This is a genomic window from Pseudohalioglobus sediminis (genome assembly GCF_008370495.1).
Lineage (GTDB): Bacteria > Pseudomonadota > Gammaproteobacteria > Pseudomonadales > Halieaceae > Halioglobus.
In genome coordinates this window covers 269,234-293,060 of the sequence record NZ_VTUX01000007.1, presented here as the reverse complement: position 1 = coordinate 293,060, position 23,827 = coordinate 269,234, and the positions used below count along the sequence as shown (strand labels likewise).

19 protein-coding genes are annotated in these 23,827 nt (G+C 61.1%); 8 read left to right on the top strand and 11 right to left on the bottom strand.

The features are described 5' to 3' along the window. Positions 1–5: 5 nt before the first annotated feature. The 6 genes from F0M18_RS14995 to F0M18_RS14970 all read right to left on the bottom strand — a co-directional run bounded on the left by F0M18_RS14995 (position 6) and on the right by F0M18_RS14970 (position 7,700). Positions 6–908, bottom strand: coding sequence for a DUF4340 domain-containing protein (locus tag F0M18_RS14995; RefSeq protein ID WP_149612263.1), 903 nt, complete (start codon positions 906–908; stop codon positions 6–8). Then, the gene (locus F0M18_RS14990) at positions 905–3,727 is read right to left on the bottom strand and encodes a Gldg family protein (protein ID WP_149612262.1); all 2,823 of its coding nucleotides are present in this window, start codon (positions 3,725–3,727) and stop codon (positions 905–907) included. The genes F0M18_RS14995 and F0M18_RS14990 overlap by 4 nt, the downstream gene beginning before the upstream one ends. Beyond that, positions 3,717–4,649 carry an ABC transporter ATP-binding protein gene (locus F0M18_RS14985; protein WP_149612261.1) on the bottom strand — a complete coding sequence of 311 codons (933 nt, stop codon included), beginning with the start codon at positions 4,647–4,649 and terminating at the stop codon, positions 3,717–3,719. The genes F0M18_RS14990 and F0M18_RS14985 overlap by 11 nt, the downstream gene beginning before the upstream one ends. 22 nt (positions 4,650–4,671) lie before the next feature. Beyond that, entirely contained in the window at positions 4,672–6,030 is a 1,359-nt protein-coding gene (gor, locus tag F0M18_RS14980; RefSeq protein WP_149612260.1) for a glutathione-disulfide reductase, read from the bottom strand. A gap of 114 nt (positions 6,031–6,144) precedes the next feature. Continuing rightward, positions 6,145–7,203 (bottom strand): 3-deoxy-7-phosphoheptulonate synthase, encoded by a 1,059-nt coding sequence (locus F0M18_RS14975; protein WP_149612259.1) that lies wholly within the window; start codon positions 7,201–7,203, stop codon positions 6,145–6,147. A gap of 98 nt (positions 7,204–7,301) precedes the next feature. Beyond that, the gene (locus F0M18_RS14970; RefSeq protein WP_149612258.1) at positions 7,302–7,700 is read right to left on the bottom strand and encodes a zf-TFIIB domain-containing protein; all 399 of its coding nucleotides are present in this window, start codon (positions 7,698–7,700) and stop codon (positions 7,302–7,304) included. A gap of 218 nt (positions 7,701–7,918) precedes the next feature. On the opposite strand from F0M18_RS14970, the gene F0M18_RS14965 reads away from it, so the two are divergent. From F0M18_RS14965 to F0M18_RS14955, 3 genes are read left to right on the top strand one after another with little or no spacing between them, the layout of a single operon-like run. Continuing rightward, entirely contained in the window at positions 7,919–8,554 is a 636-nt protein-coding gene (locus F0M18_RS14965; RefSeq protein ID WP_188109749.1) for a c-type cytochrome, read from the top strand. 11 nt (positions 8,555–8,565) lie between these two features. Further along, positions 8,566–9,771, top strand: coding sequence for a cytochrome-c peroxidase (locus F0M18_RS14960; RefSeq protein WP_394349409.1), 1,206 nt, complete (start codon positions 8,566–8,568; stop codon positions 9,769–9,771). Beyond that, positions 9,764–11,284, top strand: coding sequence for a parallel beta-helix domain-containing protein (locus F0M18_RS14955; RefSeq protein ID WP_149612255.1), 1,521 nt, complete (start codon positions 9,764–9,766; stop codon positions 11,282–11,284). The genes F0M18_RS14960 and F0M18_RS14955 overlap by 8 nt, the downstream gene beginning before the upstream one ends. An 88-nt stretch (positions 11,285–11,372) precedes the next feature. Here F0M18_RS14955 and F0M18_RS14950 read toward each other — a convergent pair whose 3' ends face one another. Next, positions 11,373–12,041 (bottom strand): DsbA family oxidoreductase, encoded by a 669-nt coding sequence (locus F0M18_RS14950; RefSeq protein ID WP_149612254.1) that lies wholly within the window; start codon positions 12,039–12,041, stop codon positions 11,373–11,375. Between the two features lie 165 nt (positions 12,042–12,206). On the opposite strand from F0M18_RS14950, the gene F0M18_RS20000 reads away from it, so the two are divergent. The 3 genes from F0M18_RS20000 to F0M18_RS14935 all read left to right on the top strand — a co-directional run bounded on the left by F0M18_RS20000 (position 12,207) and on the right by F0M18_RS14935 (position 16,661). Further along, complete coding sequence (locus F0M18_RS20000) at positions 12,207–12,779, top strand: hypothetical protein (RefSeq protein ID WP_188109748.1); 573 nt, start codon at positions 12,207–12,209, stop codon at positions 12,777–12,779. 217 nt (positions 12,780–12,996) lie between these two features. Beyond that, the gene (locus tag F0M18_RS14940; RefSeq protein WP_149612253.1) at positions 12,997–15,198 is read left to right on the top strand and encodes a DUF3604 domain-containing protein; all 2,202 of its coding nucleotides are present in this window, start codon (positions 12,997–12,999) and stop codon (positions 15,196–15,198) included. After that, complete coding sequence (locus tag F0M18_RS14935) at positions 15,195–16,661, top strand: MBL fold metallo-hydrolase (protein ID WP_149612252.1); 1,467 nt, start codon at positions 15,195–15,197, stop codon at positions 16,659–16,661. Before F0M18_RS14940 ends, F0M18_RS14935 begins: the two co-directional genes overlap by 4 nt. Here F0M18_RS14935 and F0M18_RS14930 read toward each other — a convergent pair. The 4 genes from F0M18_RS14930 to F0M18_RS14915 form a co-directional block, all read right to left on the bottom strand. Continuing rightward, complete coding sequence (locus tag F0M18_RS14930; protein ID WP_149612251.1) at positions 16,658–18,244, bottom strand: MltF family protein; 1,587 nt, start codon at positions 18,242–18,244, stop codon at positions 16,658–16,660. The two genes, F0M18_RS14935 and F0M18_RS14930, sit on opposite strands and share 4 nt — an antisense overlap. An 89-nt stretch (positions 18,245–18,333) precedes the next feature. Beyond that, entirely contained in the window at positions 18,334–19,083 is a 750-nt protein-coding gene (locus tag F0M18_RS14925; RefSeq protein WP_149612250.1) for an SDR family NAD(P)-dependent oxidoreductase, read from the bottom strand. 66 nt (positions 19,084–19,149) lie between these two features. Further along, on the bottom strand, positions 19,150–20,136 hold the full coding sequence (locus F0M18_RS14920) for an NAD(P)H-quinone oxidoreductase (RefSeq protein ID WP_149612249.1): 987 nt from the start codon (positions 20,134–20,136) through the stop codon (positions 19,150–19,152). Between the two features lies 1 nt (position 20,137). After that, positions 20,138–21,133, bottom strand: coding sequence for a branched-chain amino acid aminotransferase (locus F0M18_RS14915; RefSeq protein WP_149612248.1), 996 nt, complete (start codon positions 21,131–21,133; stop codon positions 20,138–20,140). Between the two features lie 149 nt (positions 21,134–21,282). On the opposite strand from F0M18_RS14915, the gene F0M18_RS14910 reads away from it, so the two are divergent. Next, positions 21,283–22,914, top strand: a complete 1,632-nt coding sequence (locus F0M18_RS14910) for a L,D-transpeptidase family protein (RefSeq protein WP_188109747.1) — start codon at positions 21,283–21,285, stop codon at positions 22,912–22,914. 1 nt (position 22,915) lies between these two features. Next, positions 22,916–23,821: a D-Ala-D-Ala carboxypeptidase family metallohydrolase gene (locus tag F0M18_RS14905; protein ID WP_188109746.1), complete on the top strand. Its 906-nt coding sequence runs from the start codon at positions 22,916–22,918 to the stop codon at positions 23,819–23,821. Positions 23,822–23,827: the final 6 nt, after the last annotated feature.

Below are 23,827 nucleotides of genomic sequence, written 5' to 3'. Positions count from 1 at the left end.
GCTACCTATTCCGGCGGTTGCGGTGCGGACATCAGTATGCCGTCGATGCCGGTCAGCTTGTCGAATTCATAGGCACTGATGACGAACAGGTGGGGGTATTCACTGCTGCGGATGTAGTACTCACCCTCGAGTTCAAACAGCGCCAGCTTTACATCACCCGCCAGTGCCTGCACCTGCAGGATGAGTTCTGCCTCCACTTCAGGCAACCTGGCGGCAACGCTCTCCTCGGCAACGCCCTGGACCCGCAGCCCGCGTAGTGCGTTCAGCAGTGCATTGAGCTCACGCGGGTCCGGCTCGGCGCCGCTGCCCAGTACCCATTTTTCCCCGGTGCGGGTAAGACTGTATCCATCTGCGGTGATCGCCACCGGCGCGCGCACCTGTAGCAGGCGTGGCTCCAGCCACTTGCCGGCGTCCGCGGGCAGCTCGAACAGTGACAGTTCGACGCTGTAAATGTCGTCCTGTGCGGCATTGCGAGCATGTACTTTGCGAAACACCGGCGCCGTGCCGAGGTACACCTCACCCAGTTCCTGCTGCTGTGAACTCAGCACCAGTTTGCGGCGAAAATGATAACGCGCTACCTGGAAGCGCTGTCGCGCCGCCAGGGTCTGCGCTACCGGCCAACCCGGATCGGTGACGGTGAGCTTCTCCAACATCAGGTCGACGCGCTCCGCATCTGCGGGTAGCCCGTCCAGCTCCGGTAGTAGCCAGCCCTTGCCGGCCCGGCGCAACCTGACCTTGTCGCCGCGATGATCCTCCAGCAGCACTTCCTCCACGAGGTAGCCGCTGGTGTCGATGAGCGCCTGCCCGGACGCCTTGGTGAGGGCATCGGCATCCTGCCGGTAGGAGTTGGCCAGCACCAGCAATTGCACCAGCAGCAGCATGACCATGGCGAACAGAAAGCGACTCACAGGCCCAGCTCCCGCCTGTAGCGTGCGCGCCGTCGTCGACCCAGTACCCAGCTCGCCAGTGCCAGTAACACAAGCCAGGCCAGCGCCGCGCCATAGTTGAACAGCTCCAGCGACAGTCGCTGCTGTGGTTCCATCGGCGGCAGTGTGCGATTGAAGTTCCCGCGAGAGCGTATCTGCAGCAACTGTTCATCCTGCAGTGACCAGTCAAGCGTGTTGCTGAATAGCTCGATGGGCCCGAGGTACTGCGTTCCGGTGGCGCGAACCTGTGCGCCGAGTACCCGGTCGCTGAGGAAATCGTTGGAGGCGAAGACAATGATTCGCGCTGAACCCGGCGCGCGCTTCAGCAGGGTGCCGATGCCGTCCCCCTCGCCCGTGGTTTCCGGCAGTGCAGGTGGGGACTGGAAATACGACTCGAAACGGCCATTGAGCATGGCGCCGAGCAGATGGCGTGTGGTCTGGTCGGGCGCTGACCAGGTTTCGTCCTGCCGCGGGGTGATGGCGTCGTCCTCGCTCAGCCAGGCTTCCTCGCTGCTCCACAATAGGGGGTTGATGCGGATGCCGGCCCTGCGTTCAAGTTGCAGGGGCGAGGCCCAGGCCATGGTCACTTGTGGCAGGCTGCCGAGCAGGGGGTGAGCGGACAGTCCGCTGCCGCGTATATCGAGAAAATACGGATAATCGACAATGCGCACATCCCGGAACTGGTGGTCGCCGCTGTCGCGCTGAACCGGTGCCGGGAAGCGGGCGTGGCGCTTGTCCAGCACCAGTTGGTTTGCCATCTCGATGCCGTGGTGGCGCAACCAGTCCCGGAGTTTGCCCCTTGGCCAGTCGCGCAGCGCCAGCGCATCCTTTTCTGGCTCTACCGAGAAGGGCGAGGTGGCCAGTATCACCGTGCCGCCCCGCATCAGGAACTGGTCGATGGCAAAGATTGCCGCTTCACCCAGATCTCTCGGCGCCACCACGGCGAGAATGTCGGCCTCCGGACTGACGCTGCCGTCCGCGAGGTTTTCCCTGGCGATCAGGTAGTCACGTGCAATGGCGTTCTCCAGGTTGGCGAACCCCGGCCCGCCAAGATTGTACTGGGCCATCTGCGCACTGGGCTGCGGTGCAGATAAAGCCACGGTGCGGGTAAAGTCGCGGGCAAAGCGGCGCAGCCCCGCGTCGAGGGCCTTGCGAAATTGTCCCGGGTCAAAGTCGGCGGTTGGCAGCTGCACGACCTGGTGCGCGTCTGCCAGTGTCATGTAAAAGTAGAAGTCGCGTTCGGAGTCGAGGGCGTGGGTCATGGGCGTAAAGCCCCAATCCTGCTGAATCCTGCGAGCGAGCTCGCCGTCATCGGCCTGTGGATCGAGGAAGCGGAAACTGAACATGCCATCGGATGCATCCACCGCCCGTTGCAACTGTGCAACCACGGAATCACGGTAGGCGAGCAGGGCATCGGGCAGCAGCGCTGCGTCTGACACATAAGCGATAAATTCCACAGGTCGCTCGAGGCCGGCAAACAGGTCACCGCCGGCGCGATAGGCATACAGCACGTCGCGGATGGAGCGGGTCACTTCAAATTCCGGGTTGCGGAGCAACACCTCCGGCTGGCCGTTGGTTGAGGTGCGCACTTCGATCAGGTCGTTGAAGGACAGTACCCTGTATTCGTCGCCATACTCGATCAACAGGTTGAAATAGGCGTTGACCAGGGCCGTCTGGTGGCGGTCTGCCAACTGGAACGGGGAGGGGCGGATGTTGTAGCGCTGGTTGGCTTCCTGTTCCAGTTCCGGGTGTTCCAGCGGATCGATGAACTCAACCCGCACCTTGCCCTCAGCCGCCTCGGCGTATTCCAGCAGCAGGTCCTTCAATTGCGGTTCCAGCGGAGCCAGCAGCGGATGGTTGCGCGCACTGAAATACCCGCGAATGAGCAGCGGTTCCTGCAGGTTCGAGAGCAGTTCGCGGCTGGGACTGGAAATGGAGTAAAGCCGTCCCTCGGTCACGTCCCAACGCGGCAGGCTCCAGTGCTCTGCCAGTGCGTTGGCCAGTAACAGGTTCGCCAGCAGCAAGGTGACGCCAGCGCGCCAGTGGCGCTGTCGCGGCGTGTTGGCTACGCGCGCCCAGCCGATCTTTTCCAGCGTGTACACGTTGAGCGTGAGAAACACGGCGATCAGCGTCAGGTAGTAGAACAGGTCCACCAGGTCGATCACGCCGCGGGTAATACTCTCGAAACGTGAGCCGCTGCCCAGCAGCCGCAGTGTCTCTGCCTGTTCAGTGTCGAAAAAGCCGGTGAGCAGGTCGCTGCCCAGGAGATAAAGCAGCCCGCAAAGCGCGACGCTGCCGAGGAGACTGACAACGGGATTGTCCGTGCGTGCAGATACGAACAGCCCCAGGGCCAGGTAGGCCGCTCCCAGTAGCATGGTCGCGAGGTAACCGGCCCATACCGGACCCCAGTCGAGATCGGCAATCAGGGCCACGGTGACAGGCAGCGGCAGGGTGGCCGCCAGTGCCAGCAACAGCAACAGCACACAGGCGAAAAACTTTCCCATGACGAAGTGCCACAGTGGCGTGGGCTGCACCAGCACATGTTCCAGCGTGCCGCTGCGCCGCTCCTCGCTCCACATGCGCATGGTGAGTGCGCTGCACAGGAAGACCAGCAGTAGCGGCATCCACTCGAACAGCGGACGCGTGTCGGCGATATTGCGGGCGAAGAACGATTCCGCCCAGAACACGATGAACAAACTCGCCGCGGCGAACCCGGCAAGAAACAGCCATGCCACGGGTGAGGCAAAAAACAGGGCCAGTTCCTTGCCGGCTACGCGCCGGATCACGCCGCTATTCGTCATCTAGCATGACTTCCGCAAACACTTCCTGCAGCGACCTGACCCTGCATTCCAGTTGGAACAGCCGGGCATTCGCGCCCAGTACGCAGTGAGAGATATTGCTGGCGGCGAGATCGGTGTTGCAGCCCTCCCGCAGGTGCAACAGGTATTCGCGGCATCCCGGCTGCGCAGCGCCGGTTTCAACGCGCTCTACTTGCGGTACTTTCTCGAGCAGCGCCTGCAACGCGGGTGTGTCATCGTCGGTGCGCAGCACCAGGGTATTACTGCGGTGGAGGTCGCCCAGGGCGCGATCCAGGGCGAGCTGGCCGTCGCGCAGCATCAGCACGCGGTCACACATCGCCTCCACTTCCTGCATGATATGCGTGGACACGATGACCGTGGCCCGGCGCGACAGCTGCTGGACAAGATCCCGCATTTGCTCGGTCTGGTGTGGATCGAGTCCGTTGGTGGGTTCATCCAGGATCAGAAAGCGGGGCCTGCCCAGTATGGCCTGGGCGACACCAACACGCTGCTTCTGGCCGCGCGACAGTGTGGCTATGCGCTCGAGGGCGCGATCCATCATGGCCGTGGCAAGCAGCGCTTCGCGCACTGCCCTGGAGCGGTCACCGCGCTCGATGCCCTTGATCGTGGCTGCGTAATCCAGGTAGTCGGCTACCAGCATATCGGGGTACACCGGCAGGTTCTCCGGCAGGTAACCCAGTTGCCGTTGTATGGAGTAGGCGTTCTGGCCGAGGTTTTCGCCGTTGACCGTCACCGCACCGGTGGTGGGTTCCAGGTAGCCGCTGAGCATGCGCATGATGGTGGTCTTGCCGGCCCCGTTTGGCCCGAGCAGGCCCACTACCTCGCCGGCTTCGATGTTGAACGAAACGTTGGAGACGGCCGTTTTGCGGCCGAACTGCCTGCTCAGGTGGCTCGCTTCAATCATGGTTGCCCGTTGTTGTCCGGCTTCAGTCGGGGACCCAGGGTTCCCGCATGGTGACGAACTCCTCGGCTGCAGTAGGGTGGATGCCGATGGTATTGTCGAACACGGCCTTGGTGGCGCCGGCTTTCATGGCAATGGCAATGCCCTGCATGATCTCCCCGGCGTCTGGGCCCAGCATGTGCACGCCGATGACACGATCTGTCGCCGTGTCCACAATCAGCTTCATGAAGCTGCGCTCATCGCGTCCGGAGATGGTGTGCTTCATGGGTCGAAATTCGGACTTGTACAGGGCGATATCGCCAAAAGCCTCCCTGGCCTGCTCCTCGGTGAAACCGACTGTGCCTATGTTGGGCTGGGAGAACACCGCGGTGGGAATGAAGTCATATTCCGGCGCGGCGTCCATATTACCGAATTCGCGACGCGCAAAGGCCATGCCCTCGGCCAGCGCCACCGGTGTGAGCTCCATGCCTCCGGTCACGTCGCCCAGTGCGTAAATAGTGGCCTCGTTGGTGCGGAACTGCTTGTCCACGGCGATGGTGCCGTCCGGGTTGAGGGCAACATCCACGTTTTCCAGTCCCAGTCCGGCGAGATTGGGTTTACGACCGGTTGCGTAGAGCACGGTGTCCGTTTCGATCACGCTGCCATCGGTCAGGGTCACCTGCAAGCCTTCGCTGCCGCGCTCGATCGACGTGACGTTGGTGTCGAAGCGCAGGTCCACGCCGCTCTTGGCGATTTCCCTGGCCGCGTGATGGCGAATGTCCTCGTCGAAGCCGCGCAGGAACAGCGGGCCTCGATAAAGCTGGGTGACCTGGGCGCCCAGGCCATTGAAAATGCCGGCGAATTCCACCGCGATATAGCCGCCGCCGACTATCAGCAGGCGCTTGGGGAAGGTCTCAAGATCGAAGATCTCGTTGGAGGTGACCGCCAGCTCCCTGCCTGGAAATTCGGGTATGTGCGGCCAGCCGCCGGTGGCGATCAGTATTTTGCCAGCGCTGTATTCGGTGTCGCCTACTGCGACCGAGTTCGGGCCGGTGATCCTGGCCCGGCCGTCAATGAGGTCTGCTTCCACGCCGCCCAGGAGATTGCGGTAGATGGCGTTCAGGCGCGATATCTCGGTTTTTTTGTTGTCCCGGAGCGTGCTCCAGTTAAACTCGGGCTGGTTGGCCTCCCAGCCAAAACCGCGTGCGTCCGTGAAGCCCTTGCCATATTCCGAAGCGTAAACATAAAGTTTTTTCGGTACGCAGCCCACGTTGACGCAGGTGCCACCCATATAGCGGTCCTCGGCAACCGCCACGCGGGCACCGAATCCGGCGGCCATGCGCGCGGCGCGAACGCCGCCGGAACCGGCGCCGATAACGAAGAGGTCATAGTCGAGGTTGGACAAGGTCGGATTCCTCTGTCAGCAAAGGCCGTAGTCTAACAGGCGCGGACCCTGCGGCTGAACTATCCACGCAATAAATAACGCTTATCGCGGTTCCCCGGCAGCGAGGCTAACAGGTTACTGATTCTGCATGCGCACTGCCGCTGCCAGCTGTTGCAGCAGCGGTACGGTGTCCTCCAGCGACAGGCAGGCGTCGGTCACGCTGCGCCCGTACACGAGGCCAGTGCCGTCACCCAGTGGCTGGTTGCCCTCCAGCAGGTGCGACTCCAGCATCACCCCGCGGATGGCGCGTTGTCCGGTTTGCATCTGCTCGCAAAGGCTGGACACGACCTGCGCCTGTTTGCGCGGGTCCTTGGCGCTGTTGCCGTGACTGCAATCGACGATCAGTGACGGTGTCAGCTGCGCATCGGCCAGGGCAACCGCAGCCGCCTGCACTGCCTCGGGTCCGTAATTGGGCCCGGTCTGGCTACCGCCGCGCAAAATCAGGTAGCCGTGGGCATTACCCGTGGACTGCAGGATGGCCGGGGTGCCCTCCTTGGTCAGGGACGGGAACCAGTGGCTGTGGCTGGCGGAGCGGATGGCGTCGATTGCCACACCGATTTCCCCATTGGTACCATTTTTGAAGCCTACCGGCATGGACAGTCCGGAGGCGAGTTCGCGGTGGATCTGGCTTTCCACGGTGCGTGCGCCGATGGCGCCAAAGCTCACCAGCTCGGCGTAATACTGGCCGAAGGTGGTGTCCAGAAATTCACTCGCTGACGCCAATCCCATTTCGGCCACATCCAGCAGCACTTTCCGGGCCAGGTGCAGGCCCCTGTTGATATGGAAGCTGCCATCGAGGTCCGGATCGTTGATCAGGCCTTTCCAGCCCATAACCGTACGCGGTTTTTCGAAATAGACGCGCAGTACAGGGTAAATTGCATCGTCCAGCTCGGCGCAGGCGAGCTGGAATCCGCGCGCAAACTCGAGCAGTGCCTCGGGGTCATGCACGGAGCAGGGCCCCGCGATCACCAGCAGCCTGGGATCCTTCGCCGACATAATGCGTTCGATGCTGCGACGGCCGCTGTCCACGGTGGCGACAGCACGTTCGCTAATGGGTAGTTCATCGGCCAGCACCCAGGGAGTGATCAGCGGCCTGGCGCTGCCAATGCGCACGTCATCGGTGTTGTTGCTCATGGAAACCTGTCTTTAGATGTAAGTACTGACTTACATTGTGTATTAGAAAAAAGGGCGACCGAGTCGCCCTTTTATGGTTTTGCTGTGGGCGTGTCGGCTCAGCGAGAGCCCTTGATCAGGCTGCGGAACCAGTCTGCCCAGGTCTCGTGTTTGTAGTCGGTAAACTCCCCCGCATCCATGAACATGCCGTGCTCATCGCACTCCTCGAACCAGATATGTGGTTGATCTGGGTCAGAGCGCTTTTGCATGTCCTTGCCACATCGCGGGCAGGCGATATCCTCGACGGCATCCCACTTTTTGCCTTCGTCCGGGTCGCCCATATCCAGTGCGTCGCCCATCCACTTGCCTTTCAGCTGCTCGGCTTCACCAGCATCGAACCAGATGCCCTCGCAGTGGGTACAGCGATCAATGACCACGTCGCCGCCATACTGTACTTCTTTCATTCCGTGGCCGCACTTGGGGCACTTGATACTGTGTTCGCCGGGGGTGTATTCCATCTGCTTTCCCTGTTTGTTCTGGTTGATATCGAGGCCCGCGATGCCGTGGCGGTTCGCCTGAGTCTAGCTCAGGGTACGGCGCTTGTCCCCTCCGCCGTGGCAATAGGTCGGGCTTGTTGTTATTTTCAGCTACATTTCATGTTCGGAATTATTATATGCGGTCAGGATGGATACAAGCGCATTCTGGTTGCCCGCCCCCTGTAAGTGGAGAACCCGCAATGAATTTACTCGAAAAGATGGTAGCTGCCCTCGCCCTGGCAGTGTTTGCCGGCGCTGTGGCCGCTGACGACCTGGACGCTGGCAAGGCGAGCTATGCCAGTTGCATTGCCTGTCACGGAGACAGTGCCCAGGGCAACCAGGCCCTGAATGCGCCGCGCCTCAATCACCTCGAACCGGTGTATATAGCAGCACAATTGCAGAAGTTCCGCGACGGTATACGCGGAGGAGAGGGTGATACTGCCATCTCCAAGCAGATGGCGCCGATGGCTGCCACCCTGGCGGATGCCAAGGCCATCGCCGACGTGGCCGCATATATAGCCAGCCTGGACAGCCCGTCATCGCCGGTGACGGTGTCCGGTGATGTGGCAATGGGTGCAGATTATTACAACCAGTTCTGTGGCGCTTGCCACGGTGCAGGTGGGGTGGGTAACCCGGCGCTGAACTCGCCCCGACTCGTGGGTGCTGACGACTGGTACACGCAGGCGCAGTTGCTTTCATTCCGTGGCGGGCATCGCGGCTCTCATCCCGAGGACAAGACTGGCAGGCAGATGCGCGCCATGGCGGCAGTGTTGCCGGACGAGCAGGCAGTGAAAGATGTGGTTGCCTACCTGCGTAGCCTGGCGCCACAGGACTGAGCGTGAAACACCTGCTGCAGCTCATATTTATCCCCCTGCTGCTTGGCGCTGCTGCTGGCGCCGGTGCCGCGGGTGAGCCGATTGTGCTCAATGACGACTGTCCGCCGGGGTTTGAGCTGACTGCCGGCCACTGTGAGTTGCGCAGCCTTTACCAGATGTACCCATCCTTGCAGGACGCCGGGGTCGGTGGCCTGAAAACCGGTCTGCCACAGTGGCGGGACGGCTTCACACCGCAACAGACCGATCTCGGCCGCTACCTGTTCTTCGACCCGGTGCTGTCCCGTGATGGCACGGTCAGCTGTGCCACCTGCCACGCGCCTGACAAAGGCTTTTCCGACGGGCTCGGTCGGAGTGTGGGTATCAACGGCTCGGTGCTGCCGCGCTCGGCGCCGACACTATGGAATGTGGCTTTCCTCAATAGTTTCTTCTGGGACGGACGCGCCACCTCCCTTGAGGGGCAGATGCTGGGCCCCCTGTTCGACAAACATGAAATGGGCAGTGACCCGCAATTGTTGCTGGAGACCCTGAACGGTCTACCGGCCTACCGCCAGCTGTTTGCCCAGGCCTACCCCGAAGATTTCGTGGCCGCGGATGCGCAGATCAGGTTGGACCAGGTCTACGCGGCCATAGCCGCGTTCCAGGTGACCCTGATCTCGCTTAACAGTCGCTACGACCAGTATGCACACGGCTACGCCGATGCCCTGACGGAGCCCGAGATAGAGGGATTGAACATCTTCCGTTCTTTTGTCGCCCGCTGTGCCGAATGTCATACACCCCCGCTGTTTACCAATCAGCAGATCGCGGTACTCGGCACGCCGGAGCCCGTAGGCATGCCCTTTGACCCCGGTGCGGAAGTGCCCCTGAACGAACCAACCCAGCGCGGCGGGTTCAAGGTGCCGACACTGCGCAATATAGAGTTGACCGCGCCGTATATGCACTCGGGTCGCTTTGCTACGTTGCGCGAGGCCGTGGCGTTCTACACGGGTGGGCGTGGTCACGCGGTACCCGAAGGCGAAGAATTGAAGATACACTGGCACATCTGGGAACCGAACCTGACCGATGAGGAACTGGACCGGCTGGTGGATTTCCTCAAAACCCTGACGGACGAGAGTTTCAAACCTGAACCACCCCGGCAGTTGCCATCAGGGCTGGGGCTGGTGCATTTTGAAGTTGCCGATGCCGGCGACATCAACAACGGAGAAGAAGACCATGAATAAAATCGTAGCCATCGTCGGCGCCCTGGTTCTGCTTGGCGGGGGTTACTACCTCGGCAAGTCGAATCAACCGGAACCCACTGTTATCAAGGTGCCTACTGCACCCAAGGCGGAATTCACCTCTACCGGTGCTGCAGAAGTCGCCGCAGCGGCAGGCGCGGTAAGCGTGCGCGCCTGGGAAACACCGACCAGTGGTGAGCTGATCGTGGTCAAGGACGGTGAGTCCATCCAGGATGCAGTCAAGGCTGCACAGCCCGGCGCCGTGATCAAGGTGATGCCCGGCACTTACAGGGAAACGGTTTATATCGACAAGGACAATATCACGCTCTCCGGTGTGATCGAGCGGGGCAACTACCCGGTGATGGATGGCGAGGGCGTGCGCAACGATGCCGTGCTGTACTCCGGCAACGGGGTGACGGTTGAGAACCTGTACATCACCAAGTACAAGGGCAACGCCATCATGGGGCAGGCGGGTAACAACTACATCATCCGCAACAACATTATCGTCGACACCGGTGTGTATGGCATTTTCCCGCAGCTGGGTAAGAACGGTATCGTGGCCCACAACGTTATCTCCGGTATCGAAGACGCCGCTATCTATGTCGGCATGTCCGATAACGTTGATGTGGTTTACAACCAGGTATTTGACAGCGTCGCCGGTATCGAGATCGAGAACAGCCGTGCCGCCCTGGTGGAAGGTAACTTTGTGTACAACAACACCGGCGGTATTCTCGCGTTCATAACGCCCGGGCTGCCCATCAAGACCTGCGGCGATGTCATTATTCGAAACAACTTTGTGGTCGACAACAACCACGAGAACTTTGCCATTCCCGGATCCCTGGTTTCCAATATCCCGTCCGGCACCGGCGTGCTGGTGATGGCCTGCGACGATGTCGTGGTGGAGCAAAATATCATTAGCGGCAATGATTCCGTGGGTATCACCTTTACCGACTTCTCACTGGCCGGCAACGCGGCCAAGGACCAGGATGCGGACCCCAATCCCAATCGTCCCAAGATCCTCAACAACATCATGCAGGACAATGGCAACAACCCGGCACCCGTGGTGCGCGCCATCCTGGCCACACAGATGTTGACGCGCGGTCCTGATATCGTCGACACCGTGGGCATGGATGACGGCTGCATCCTCAACCCGGAGCGTTACCGGACCCTCGGACTGGACAACTACGGCGAGTGTGATTTTGCCAACACCAAGAGCGTGCTGACCTACACCTTGCCCGAACCGGTGCCGCCGCGTCTCAACGAGAGCAACATGGAAAAGGGCAAGCTGGCCTACTACGGCGTATGCGCCGGGTGCCACGCCTACGGTTCACGTATGATCGGGCCGCCCACGCAGATCATACAGGCCCTGTATATGGACAATCCGGAAGGCATCGCGGCCTACGCTGCCAGCCCGGTGAAGAAGCGGGACGATTATCCGGAGATGCCGCCGCAGGGTCATCTCGATGACGAGACCTTGCTGGAAGCGGCGAAATTTATGCTGGAACTGACCAAGTAGTTATTGCCGACTGCATCGCAAAGCCACCTGCGGGTGGCTTTTTTATGCTTGGCGCATTTGTCAGGGTGGATGACTGGAAATCAGCGCATCAGCACCAGCTTGCCTCGTCGGCGGGATTATTCAGCAGTTCTTCAATGTTGGCGTTGAGAATGCGATAACCGACGTTACCGTACAGTACCTGTCGCCCGCTGTTGAGAATCCAGGTGGGGCTGCCGCGCACGCCGAGATCGCTGGCCTGGCGCAGGTCAGTCATCAGCGCGGCAATCGCGCTGCCGTCATAGACAGCACGCTGCAACTGGCCTGCATCGGCGCCTTCTTCGGTGGCAAGTTCAAGCAGCACATCCAGTGAACTGACGTCCAGTGCCTGGCAGAAAAATGCGCGCCTGATGCGCAGGGCAAGCCGGGCCAGCAATTGTTCCGACTCGACCAGGGCCGCGGCGCGCAGTAGCAGGTGTGCCGGCGCCGATGAGCGCGGGCGTATGGTTTGCCACAGGTCAGGGTGTACCGTCGCCAGCTCGAAAGGCTGCGCCGAATGCTGCACATGTTCACCGAACTTTTCATAGCCGTCTTCGGCGCCCCAGCTCTGGGGAATCTTTTTTTCACAGTCGCCGAAAACGTCGACGAAATGATGGCGGACGGTAATATGCCCTTGCCACTGTTTTTCCAGTTCATCAAGACGCGGCTGTGCTATCCATGCCCACACGCACAGTATGTCGCTGTAGTAGTCGATAACAACGCCCGATTCTGAAACGCTCATGTGTTTATTCTCCAGGGTATTCGCTGATAATTTTTGATTACGTTGACACTATCAATGAAACTGCAGCCCGGCATGATGCAGGTCAAAAAATGTACGTTACTTATACGCAGTTTAAGCCTACACTACTTTTGCGGTACTTCCTGAGTGAACAGAGCGAGAGCAGCAATGTTGGAAAAAGAACTGGCCCAGGCCACAAAAATGGCCTCCCAGGCTAATAAAAAAGTTGAGCAACTTCGCAAGAAGTTGGTAGCGGAATCAGAAAAATCTCATGCCAAAGCCAAGCGTGAGTTGCAGGCCGCGCGCAAGCGTCACACCACGGCGAACAAGCGCTTGAGTTCAGCGCGGGCAGCTTTGAAAAAGAAAGCCACTCCGGCGAACCAGAAGAAGGTGGATGAACTGAGAAAACAGGTTCAGGAACTCGCCGAGTCGGTAGGGCGTATTGCCAAGGCTGCATATGAGGCTGCGCAGCGCTACACCTCGGTGAGGGCGGACCTGATCCTCGAGCAGCGCAAGGCAAAGGCTGCAGACCAGGCAGCCGCCATGGTGGAGAAGGCTTCAGCCAATACCAGGAAAAAAGCGCCGGCCAAGAAGAAGACCGCGGCCAAGAAAAAGGCTGCCCCCAAGAAGAAGGCTGCTGCGAAAAAGAAAACCGCTGCCAAGAAAAAAGCAGCACCCAAGAAAAAAGCCGCTGCCAAGAAGAAGGCCGCACCCAAGAAAAAGGCCGCAGCCCGGAAGTAAGCCGGTCGCCCGCGTGTGACCTCGCTGTAGCAACTCGCACCCCTGTGCCGTTATGAATGGTGGCAGGGGTGTTTGCATTTCCTATCCCCGCCCACAAACTGCCGGCCGAGGTGCTGCGGTTTGCCAATTCGTACCTCTCACTGACCCATGGGCAACAGCACTGGCTGCCAGGCTGCTATAAATGTAATATGGTCGCATTAACTTCTCGAGGTTTGCCATGAGATGGTGCAATGCCGGGTCGCTGGCGATGCTGCTTGCAATGATCGCCCTGTGCGGATGCGAAGAACCCCAGGGCAGGGGGCAGATCCAGGGTGCGGCGCTCGCGGACACTGTGTTGCAGGAGCGGGCACAGCGCCAGGCAACGGTTCGCCCCGATGTAGAAGGCCAGATACTGTTTGGCGACCTGCATGTGCACACCACGTTCTCGCCGGATGCTTTCATTATGTCCACGCCGCTGACCGGAGGTACCGGTCTGCATCCACCCGCCGACGCCTGTGACTTTGCCCGCTATTGCTCCGGCCTGGATTTCTGGTCTATCAACGACCACGCGGAAGGGCTGACGCCGCGGCGCTGGGCGGAGACGCGTGAGAGTATTCGCGAGTGCAACGCCGCTGCCGGCGACTCCGACAATCCCGACCTGGTCGCGTTCCTGGGGTGGGAATGGAGCCAGGTAAGCACTGACCCGGCTACGCATTATGGCCACAAGAACGTCATCTTCCTGGACACGGCGGAAGGCTCGGTGCCGAGTCGCGCCATTGCGGCACCACGCGAAAGGCTGTCGCGGGCACCCATAGGTCGGGTGTCACAGTTGATGATGTCACTAATGGATTTCGAAAATCGCGAATTTTACCTGGGCATACAGGGCTATTACGACGAAATAGCTGACACCCCCCTGTGTGAGCAGGGCGTGAATGTGAAGGCGCTGCCAGACGATTGCCTGGAGGTCGCCAGCGACCCCAGAGAGCTGTTCACCAAGCTGGATCAGTGGGGCTTTGACAGCCTGGTCATTCCACACGGCAATACCTGGGGCATGAATACGCCAGCCGGAACGCGCTTCGACAAGCAACTGAATCTGCAGCAGCACGACCCCCGCCGCCAGATACTGTTTGAAATATATTCCGGTCACGGCAACGCCGAAGAGTATCGCCGCTGGCGCGCGGCGGTAAGCGGTGATGACGGTGGCCTGGTTTGCCCGGAGCCCTGGGATGACTATATGCCGTGCTGTCATCGCGCCGGGCAGATAATACGCCGGCGCTGTGAGGCGTCTGGCGAGAGCCCGGCAGAGTGCCAGCGCAGGGAGTTCGAGGCGAGACAGAACTTCGTTGACGCCGGCAACTCCGGGCACCTCACCGTGCCGGGACAGCAGGTTGTGGACTGGCTGAACTGTGGTACCTGTAGCGACTGCTTTAACGAACCGATGGATCACCGGCCCGCCACCTCAGCGCAATATGCCCTGGCCATCACCGGTTTCCAGCCCGGCCAGGGACCACTGAATTTTCGCTTCGGTTTTATTGGCTCCAGTGACAATCACCGCAGCCAGCCCGGTACCGGCTACAAGGAGGTCGCGCGCAAGTTCATGACCGAGTCCTTTGGCGCCGAAAATCCGCGCCTGGCCCGGCGCGTGGGCGATCAGCGTGATCCCGAGCCTTTCTCCGTTGCCCTGGATGCGGACAATAGCGTGGGCCTGCAGAATTCGCGCAATATGGAGAGGCAGAATTCATTCTGGCTCACCGGTGGCCTGGTCGCAGCCCACAGCCAGGGTCGAGATCGCCACGCGATCTGGGACAGCCTCAAGCGTCGCCAAGTGTATGCCACATCCGGTGACCGCATCCTGCTCTGGTTCGACCTGCTAGAGGGCGGCAACGAGGTGCCGATGGGGTCAGAGGTGCTGGTTACGGGCAACCCACGCTTCCGGGTCAGCGCGATCGGTGATTTCAAGCAGCAACCCGGCTGCCCTGAACACGCCTACACTGGCCTGGGCGAGGCTCGCGTTGCCTCGTTGTGTGCAGGGCAATGCTATAACCCAGGTGACGAACGCTGGCAGATGGATCGCATTGAGATTGTGCGTATTCGTCGGCAAAGTTACCCCGGTGAAGCCGTCGAGACCCTGGTGGAGGATCCCTGGCGGACCTTCGATTGCGAGCCTGGCGTCCTCGAGTGCACAGCAGAATTCGTTGACGAGGCCTTCCGCGATGAAGCGCGCGAGGTGGTGTATTACGCCCGCGCCATTCAGGAGACGACCGCGATGATCAATGCAGACAACCTGCGCTGTGAGTACGATGAGCAGGGCAACTGCGTGGCAGTGAACCCCTGCTATGGCGATTACCGTACCCCGGCAGAAGATGACTGCCTGGCGCCAGCCCAGCAGCGCGCCTGGTCGTCACCCCTTTTCGTAGCGCCCGCTGAGGAGGCACCATGACAACGACCTATCGAAACCCATTTTTCAGCGGTGGCCGCGCCAGGGTAGTACTGCTTGTATTGCTTGCTGCACTGTCACTGGGAGCGCTTTGGCTATACCTCGATGAGGAGGCCGGCAGTGGCATCAAGAAAACCGCGCAACTGGCCGCGCTGGATGCTATCGGTGATGCCGCGACGCGTCGCCTGGGTGGTGAAATGAACGATGATGCAACTCATGGCAGTGCCGTGGAACTGATCAGGCGGCCGGTTGAGGTGCGCAAGCTCAGCGACAATGTGTATATGGCCACGGGTGTGGGCAATGTGATCATGGTCACTACCAGTGCCGGGAACGTGGTGTTTGACACCGGCCTGGTATTGCAAACGCCCAAGCAGCTGGCGGCACTGCAGGCGGTATCGGATGCGCCCGTGCACACCATCGTACTCAGTCATTCACACGCGGATCATACCGGCGGCACGCGCTTCTTTGCCGATGCGCAAACGCGCATTATCACCCACGAGGCATTTGTCGAAGAGCAGCGCTATCTTTCCGAGTTGGAACCCTATCAGTACGGTCGCAATCGCACCCTGTTTCCGTGGATGCCTGCCTGGGAGGATCGCCCGGACATCGCCATGATGCGTTATGGCGGTATCGAACCCACGCTCACCGTTGGCGACTGGGAAAAATTCGCCTTTAGCCTGGGCGGCGTAGAGTTTGAGGTCTTCGGTACTCCCGGTGCCGAGGGCGCCGACAACCTGGTGATGTGGCTGCCACAGCAGAAAATGCTGCTCAGCGGCGATTTTTTCGGCCCGCAGTTTCCGCAGTTCCCCAATATTTTCACCATGCGCGGAGAGAAAGTACGTAAGCCCATTGAGTATGTGAAGTCGCTCGATTTCCTGTTGCCACTGGGGATTGAAACGGTGGTGCCCAGTCATCTCGACCCTACGTCCGGCGCCGAGACAATTGCCAGCGACATGCAGCGCATACGCGACGCGGTGCAGTATGTTCACGACCAGACGGTTGCCGGGATGAACGCCGGCAAGACGGTGTACCAGCTGATGCGTGAAATTGCGCTGCCCCCGGAACTGGAGCTGGTGCAGAATCACGGCAAAGTGGATTGGGCCGTGCGCAGTATCTGGGACTACTACATGACCTGGTTCCATTTCGACAGCACCACCGAGCTCTACCCCGTGCCGGCGCGGGAGATATACGCTGACCTGGCCCGGCTGGCCGGCAACGATGGCTTACGTGAGCTTGCCGAGGGTTATCTTGCTGCCGGTGAGGCGGTCAGGAGCCTGCACGTGATCGAGGTGATGCTGGCCGCGGAGCCGGCGGACGCAGGTGCCCTGGCGCTACGCCAGAGCGCGCTGGCGACGCTACTGGAGGCGGCGGAGGGCGGATTGCGCAACGACTACGAAATCTACTGGCTGCAGTCGCGCATGGCTGACACCGCCGCCCGCCTCGAAAGCCCGGAAGTGCAGCACTAGTCCTCGGAGCGATAGGGACTCATGCCCGCGCGCGCACGGGCTTCGGCGTGGCGAGCCTGCTGGGCGAGGCTGAAACGATAGGCGAGGTAGTACTTGTAAATATTGGCCACGTATTGCACCGGCTCGCGACCGACCTCCCGGGCGGCGACCAGCTCCACGTTGTCGAACCATACGTTGGGGTCGTAGCCTTTCTTCGCCGCGCTGTTGCGCAGGTTGATCATGCGAGAAGGACCCACGTTGTACGCCGCCAGGGCGAGGAGCGTCTTGTTTACACGGGTGATTTCCGGGTCATTGAAATAGCGCTGGCGCAGGAAGTCCAGGTACTTGATGCCGGCCTCGATGTTGGCGTCGGCCTCGTGGATATCAGGAATACCGACGTTCTTGTCGCGGGCAGTCGAGGGCAGCAGTTGCATGATCCCGATGGCCCCGGCGGCACTGCGTGCGCTCTGGTCAAGGCGTGACTCCTGGTAGCCCTGTGCCGCAGCGATAAGGTAATCGACGTTGTACTTCTCGCCGTGCTTCTCGAACAGGTGCTCCAGTTCCAGGAAGCGACGGTAGTCGGAATCATCGAGGGCGTTGGCGGCCCAGTCGAAGTCGCGGATATAGCGATTCCTGAGTACGTTGCCGATCAGCGTACCTTCGCGGTTCTGCTTCAGGAACTTGTTCAGCGCCGCTGCCAGCTGCGGGCTGTCCTCGCGAAAGACCCAGGCGATGCGCCCCGCTTCCCTGAACACGATATCGTCGCGCACGGTAATGTTGGCGAATACGTCTTTCCAGAGCAGGGGTTTGTAATCATCAACAATTGCCCAGGGCAGCAGGCCCCGGTCTACCATCTCGATGAGGTCGTCATCTTCCAGGAACTCGGACACCGGCTCGATATGCACCAGCGCTTTACCTTTTGCCTGCAGGCGCTGGTTCAGGGCCTCCACACTCTCGCGATAGCTACTGGACTGGCGCACATACAGCGTTTTGCCGGAGAGATCCTCAATGTCGGCCAGTGGCTCTGCCGTGGGTCCGGTGATAAGCACCTCGGACAGCGGTTTGCTTACCGGGATACTGAAATCGACAAGTTCGTCCCGTTCCGGTGTAATGGAGAGTCCGGCATTGATGATGTCACCCTGGCCTGCCAGCAGTGCGGGTATCAACTGACCGCGGGCCATGGGGATAATCGCCACGTTCACCTTTACGGTCTTGCGCTTCAGCTCCTTGTTGATGAAGTCTTCGAAGCGACTGGCCATTTCCTTCACCAGCCCCTTTTCCTCACCGTTACTTTCCAGGTAGTAGCGGCCGGGCGTGTAGACCGTGAGCATGCGGATAACCCGGCGCTCTTCCATGACGTCGAGATCACCCGTCCAGGCTTCCCCGAATACTCTTGGCGTTTCAAGCGCCTCCTCGTCGGGGCTCGGTGCAAGCGATGCTGGAGCGTCGGCTTGCCCCGGGGCATTCGTGCCCGGGGCGTCCATACTGGCGGTGTCCGCGCTGACGGCACCCGGCTCAGCAGCAGTATTCGCCGGCGGTGGTTCGCTGCAGGCGGAGACGGAAAAAAGGCAAAACAGCAGGGCAAGTGTATTTAGTCGGGTCATCAGCTCAGGTCGGGATCGCAAAAGGTTCATGGGCGAAAGGCACGCTGACCATCATCACCACTGCGGTGCCTGCATGCAAGCCCCGGGCTTCAGCCTGCAGTCTGGGCGCCATCAATGGGCAGGGCAATGCCGTTGACGAAACGTGCCGCCGGCGACGCGAGATAGGCCACAGCGTCGGCGATCTCTTCCGCTTCGGCACCCTCGCTGAGCGGCATCAGCTTGCCTACCAGGTCCATATCGGCGCCCTCGGGCATACTGAATGCCGCGGTCAGAGGGGTTTTGACAAAACCGGGGCAGACCGCGTTCACCCGCACGCCCTGTTTGCCGTACTCCATGGCCAGGGCCTTGGAGAACATCAGCACGCCCGCCTTGGTGGCGCAGTACGCCGAATTGTAGGCCTGCCCCACCAGTCCGGCGCTGGAGGACATATTGACAATATTGCCCTTGCTGCTGAGCAGGTGGGGCATGGCGGCGCGGCACATGAAGAATACGCCGTCGAGGTTGATGCTGGTGGCGCGACGCCACTGCGCGTCGGTAATCTCGGTCATATGCTCGCACAGCGGAATGCCGGCTATATTGCAGAGTATGTCCAGCTTGCCGAAAGTGTTGACGCAGGCCTCTACCACGGCGTCACAGGCGGCGGAGTCGGTGACGTCCAGTGCCATGACCTCGCTGCGACTTCCCGTGGGCAGGCTCGCTGCCGTCTGTTGCAAGCCATCGACGTCAATATCGGCGAGAAACACAGCTGCCCCGGCGTCCGCCAGCCGCAGTGCGGTGGCACGGCCAATTCCGGAAGCGGCACCGGTAACCAGGGCTACGTGGTCGTTCAAAGTCTGCATAGTGGTTCCTTGGTAGAGAAGTTGGCGGGGTGTCCCGGGGGGCAAGCCAGCCAGGGTGCATCGCCCCTAGGGCCGCAGCAGGATCTTGCCCATGTGGGCACCACTTTGCATGTAATCATGCGCCTGTTCCACATCCTCCAGTTCAAATACACGATCGATCACCGGTTTGATAGCGCCGCTCTCGAGGTGAGGGTAGATGTGCTCGCGAATTTCCCGGGTCATTACCGCTTTCTGCTCGAAGCTCTGGGCGCGCAGGGTGGAGCCGCTCAGGGTGATTCGCTTCAACAGTAGCGGCACGAAGTTGATCTCGGCCTGGAAACCACGAATGAAGGCAATGTTGACGATGCGGCCTTCCGGCGCGGCCACGTTGATATTTTTCTGGATAAAGTCGCCGCCGACCATGTCGAGGATGATGTCGATCGCATCCCTGAGCCCCATCTCGGATAGGACCTGCTCGAAGTCCTCGTCACGATAGTTAATGGCCCTGGTGGCGCCCAGTGCCTCGAGGGCCTTGCACTTGTCCGCTGTGCCCGCGGTGGTGTAGACCTCACCGCCAAGGGCGCTGGCCATTTGAATGCCCAGGGTACCCATGCCGCTGGCACCGCCATGAATCAGCACCTTGTCTCCGGCGTGCATCCCGGCGCGCTGGAATACGTTATGCCACATGGTCAGCAAGGCCTCCGGCAGGGCTGCAGCCTGTTCCACGCCAATGCTGTCTGAAATCGGCAGCGCCTGGCTGGCTGGCGCCACCGCGTGGTCGGCGTAGCCGCCGCCATGAGTCAATGCGCAGACCGCATCACCTGTCTGCCAGCCGCTGACGTCCGCGCCCATGGCGATAACAGTGCCTGCCACTTCAAGGCCCATAATGGGGGAAGCGTCAGCGGGTGGCGGGTAGAGCCCCTGTCGCTGCAGCAGGTCTGCCCGGTTGAGCCCGGCCGCCGCCACCTTGATCAATAGCTCCCCGGGGCCCGGAGCCGGGCAGTCGTCCCGGGCAATGGACAGACTTTGGTCTTCGGCGTTGATCGCGACGTAACGCCGCTGTGGCAAGCTCATGTTAAGTCTCCAGCGGCACGCGCCAGCCGTGTGGGTCTTCTGCGGCGCCACTCTGGATTGCACACAGCTGCTCGCGCAAACGCTCGGACCAGGGCCCCATCTGTCCGTCACCGACTTTAATGGTGCTGCCCTGGTAAACCAGCTCGCCCACCGGCGTGAGCACGGCCGCGGTGCCGGTCAGGGCGGCTTCCGCGCCGGGTGCGCGCTCGAGCAGTTCCTCGACGCTGAAATCGCGCTCACAGATCGTCAGCCCGGCGTCGCGCGCCAGCTGCAGGATACTGTCGCGCGTCACCCCCGGCAGGATGGAGCCATCCAGGGGTTTGGTCAGCAACTCGTTGCCGTCGATCAGCACGAAGTTGGCGGCGCCGGTCTCCTGCACCACCCCTCCGGGGGCGAACAGGACCTGGTCGGCCCCGAATTCCTGTTTGGCCTGCACCACCTGGCGCATGGCGGCGGCGTAGTTGCCGCCGGTCTTCACCGCCCCGAAGTTGGGGGTAGAGCGCTGCGCCTGGTCGTCCACTTTCACCCGCAGGGGCTGCAGGCCGCCGCTGAAATAATCGCCCACCGGCGATGTCAGTACATAGTAGAGCGCCTTGCTGGTCGGGCGCGCAGCGGCGCCGATGTCTTCTTCCGTGCCCAGCAGTGTGGGGCGCAGGTACAACGCCCCCGGATAGGCGGGAATCTCATCGGCCACGGCACTGACGGCCATTTGCAGTGAGCGTTTCAGCGCCGCTTCATCAGGCGCGGGCAGCAGCAGCTGCGCAGCGCTGTTGAGCATGCGAGCCACGTGCCGGTCGGGTCGGAACAGATGTATGCCGCCCGCTGCAGTGCGATAGGCCTTCAGGCCTTCGAAGCACTCGCTGGCGTAGTGCAGCACATGGGTTGCCGGGTGCATCGAGAACGGTTGCACCGGCACCACCTCGAGATTGGACCACTGCCCATCCCCGAATCGACTGATAACCATTTCCGTGGTGAATTGTGTGCCGAAAGCCGCCATGATTTTTCTCGATTATGCTGTGGGAAACCCGTAATCATAACCTGAGATGTCCGCCAGCGGGATGCCGGGAGCAGACAAAATCTGGAAATTTGTCACAGCCCCCGACAGCAGATAACCTGCGTGGCAACTCTGGCTATCCGGCATCGCCCATGCGACAGCTTGTAATTTTCGCGACACTGCTGCCACTGCTACTGCCGATTGCGGCGAGGGCAGACCTGCAACAGGAATTGATGCAGGTAACCGAGCACCTGTTGATGGATGGCGCCGGGCAGTTGCCCGCCGGCGGGGTGGTAAACCAACCCGAGATCATCGCCGATTTCTATGCCGGGAATGACTACCAGCCGGCCTGGCAGGATCGGGAGCAGGTGAGAGGCATACTGGACCTGCTCGGCGCCGCTGCTGCCGATGGACTCAACCCTGCGGACTACCATTACCCGACCCTGCAGACGCTGTGGCAGCGGCAGTATGAAGCCTGGGAAAATCGCGACCGCTTGCGGGCGCGCTTTGATGTGTTGCTGAGCGACGGCCTGATTCTGTTCATCCGCCACCTTCTGCAGGGCAAGGTCGATCCGAAGCAGCTGGATCCCGCCTTTAACTATGACCGCCTCGACTTTGAGCCGGGGCGGGTGTCGGAAAGTCTGCGCACGGCGATCGCTACAGGCAGCGTTTTTGATCTCGTGGAGCGCGCCAGGCCCGGGCAGAACTTCTATCTGCAGATGAAGGCAGCGCTCGCCTACTTTCGTGAACTGGCTGCTGCAGAGACCTTTGTGGCGGTGGCCGATGATGTGGTGCTGAAGCCCGGCCAGAGCCATGCCAATGTGGTCCCGCTGCGCCAGCGTCTTGCCCGGCTCGGATACCTTTCCGCTGAAGCTCCTGCCGGATCGACGGTTTACGATGACGCGCTGGAGTCCGCGGTGAGGCGCTTCCAGCGTGATCACGGTATCGACGTGGACGGAATTATTGGCAGGCAGAGTTACGCTTTCCTCAACATGACCTGGGACCAGCGTGTCGATTCCCTGCGCGTCAATATGGACAGGTTGCGCTGGATTTCGCGTGAAACCGCCGAGGACGCCATTATCGTCAATATTGCCGGCTTTGAACTGTATTACCTGCGTGACGGTGAGTTGTTGTGGGAGACCCCGGTTATGACCGGCACCATCGAGCACCAGACCCCGATCTTTACCGCGCGGCTGAAGTACCTGGAGTTCAATCCGATCTGGACCGTGCCGCGCAGCATTATTCGCCGCAGCCTGTTTCCGGCTTTCAGGGCCAATCCGCAGTACGCAATCGATAATCGTTACCACCTTTACGACCGCAGCGGCAGGCAGGTCGACCCACGTGACCTGGACTGGTCGGCCTACAGCCCGGATAACTTCCCGTTCAGGGTGGTGCAGCAACCCTGGGCAAACAACGCGCTGGGCAGGGTCAAGTTTATCTTCCCCAACCGGCACGCGATCTATCTTCACGACACCCCGGCGAAAGCACTGTTTTCACGCAGCTCGAGAGCTTTCAGCTCGGGGTGTGTGCGGGTCCAGAACCCGTTTGCTTTCGCCGAGGTGCTGCTCAACGATCCGGACAACTGGTCACTGGAGCAGATCAACGCGCTGGTGGACAGCCGCGAGCAGCAGTATCGTGTCTATCTGCAGCGCGAAGTGGATGTCATGTTGATGTACTGGACCACCAGCCCCACCCGTGGCGACAAGTTACAGTTTCACGCTGATGTGTACGGCAAGGATGCGGCCGCGCTGGCCGCGCTCAATGCGCCGCCCGGGAGAGGGTGAAATGCGTTTTGTCATCTGCATGATAATGATTTGTTGCTGTACACAGGCACGAGCGGAAGTGCCGGTGGTGCAGATGCGGGGCCTGGCCGTGGATTTCAGCCCGGCCGTGCTGGTGGCGAGCCCCGGGGAACGTGTGCACCTCGGCATGGAGAGCGGTCTCGAACTCAGTATGGCGGGCGCGCCAGCCGGTGTGCGCGAGGCAGGAGGGTGGCTGCTGCAGGTGCCCGCCGAGCCGGGCCTGTATCCCCTGCGGGTGAGCGGCGGAGCCGGGGAAATGCACATCAACCTGTTGGTCACCGTCCCGGCCACTGCGGTCGTGGACGGGCGCCTCAACGGCTATCGCATGGGGCCGGCACCTCCGGGAAACCCGCGCCTGCCGCAGTTTTACAGCCCGCCGGCCGGGTTTATCGAGGTCACCGAGGACATGCTTGACCTGCAGCTGACGCCGCATTTTCAACTGCGTCAGTTCCTGTGCAAGCAGCGCAGCGGTTACCCCAAGTACCTGGCACTGCGGGAATCACTGCTGGTGTTGCTGGAGGGCCTGCTGGGCGCGGTGCGGGAGCGGGGCTACGCCGTGGAGACATTCGGGGTGATCAGCGCCTACCGCACGCCCTGGTATAACCGCAAGATCGGCAACGTCGCCAATAGCCGCCACGTCTACGGTGATGCCATGGACCTGTTCGTGGACGCCGATGGCGACGGCAGAATGGATGACCTGAACCGGGATGGGCGCCGCGACAAGGCCGACGTGGAACTGCTTGCCGGCATTGCCGAAGCGTACATGGCCGGTTCCGGTGAACAGCGGCTGCACGGCGGCGTGGGGCGCTATCGTAAAAACGCCCGTCACGGCGGTTTCGTGCACGTGGATACCCGCGGCTTCAGTGCGCGCTGGGGCGCCAGTCAGTAACCGGCT

What these genes read in the sequence shown, in the direction of transcription:
- F0M18_RS14990 (WP_149612262.1), bottom strand. Translation starts at nt 3,727, where the DNA reads ATGACGAATAGCGGCGTGATCCGGCGCGTAGCCGGCAAGGAACTGGCC.
- F0M18_RS14985 (WP_149612261.1), bottom strand. Translation starts at nt 4,649, where the DNA reads ATGATTGAAGCGAGCCACCTGAGCAGGCAGTTCGGCCGCAAAACGGCC.
- F0M18_RS14975 (WP_149612259.1), bottom strand. Translation starts at nt 7,203, where the DNA reads ATGAGCAACAACACCGATGACGTGCGCATTGGCAGCGCCAGGCCGCTG.
- F0M18_RS14970 (WP_149612258.1), bottom strand. Translation starts at nt 7,700, where the DNA reads ATGGAATACACCCCCGGCGAACACAGTATCAAGTGCCCCAAGTGCGGC.
- F0M18_RS14965 (WP_188109749.1), top strand. Translation starts at nt 7,919, where the DNA reads ATGAATTTACTCGAAAAGATGGTAGCTGCCCTCGCCCTGGCAGTGTTT.
- F0M18_RS14955 (WP_149612255.1), top strand. Translation starts at nt 9,764, where the DNA reads ATGAATAAAATCGTAGCCATCGTCGGCGCCCTGGTTCTGCTTGGCGGG.
- F0M18_RS14950 (WP_149612254.1), bottom strand. Translation starts at nt 12,041, where the DNA reads ATGAGCGTTTCAGAATCGGGCGTTGTTATCGACTACTACAGCGACATA.
- F0M18_RS20000 (WP_188109748.1), top strand. Translation starts at nt 12,207, where the DNA reads ATGTTGGAAAAAGAACTGGCCCAGGCCACAAAAATGGCCTCCCAGGCT.
- F0M18_RS14940 (WP_149612253.1), top strand. Translation starts at nt 12,997, where the DNA reads ATGAGATGGTGCAATGCCGGGTCGCTGGCGATGCTGCTTGCAATGATC.
- F0M18_RS14935 (WP_149612252.1), top strand. Translation starts at nt 15,195, where the DNA reads ATGACAACGACCTATCGAAACCCATTTTTCAGCGGTGGCCGCGCCAGG.
- F0M18_RS14930 (WP_149612251.1), bottom strand. Translation starts at nt 18,244, where the DNA reads ATGACCCGACTAAATACACTTGCCCTGCTGTTTTGCCTTTTTTCCGTC.
- F0M18_RS14925 (WP_149612250.1), bottom strand. Translation starts at nt 19,083, where the DNA reads ATGCAGACTTTGAACGACCACGTAGCCCTGGTTACCGGTGCCGCTTCC.
- F0M18_RS14920 (WP_149612249.1), bottom strand. Translation starts at nt 20,136, where the DNA reads ATGAGCTTGCCACAGCGGCGTTACGTCGCGATCAACGCCGAAGACCAA.
- F0M18_RS14915 (WP_149612248.1), bottom strand. Translation starts at nt 21,133, where the DNA reads ATGGCGGCTTTCGGCACACAATTCACCACGGAAATGGTTATCAGTCGA.
- F0M18_RS14910 (WP_188109747.1), top strand. Translation starts at nt 21,283, where the DNA reads ATGCGACAGCTTGTAATTTTCGCGACACTGCTGCCACTGCTACTGCCG.
- F0M18_RS14905 (WP_188109746.1), top strand. Translation starts at nt 22,916, where the DNA reads ATGCGTTTTGTCATCTGCATGATAATGATTTGTTGCTGTACACAGGCA.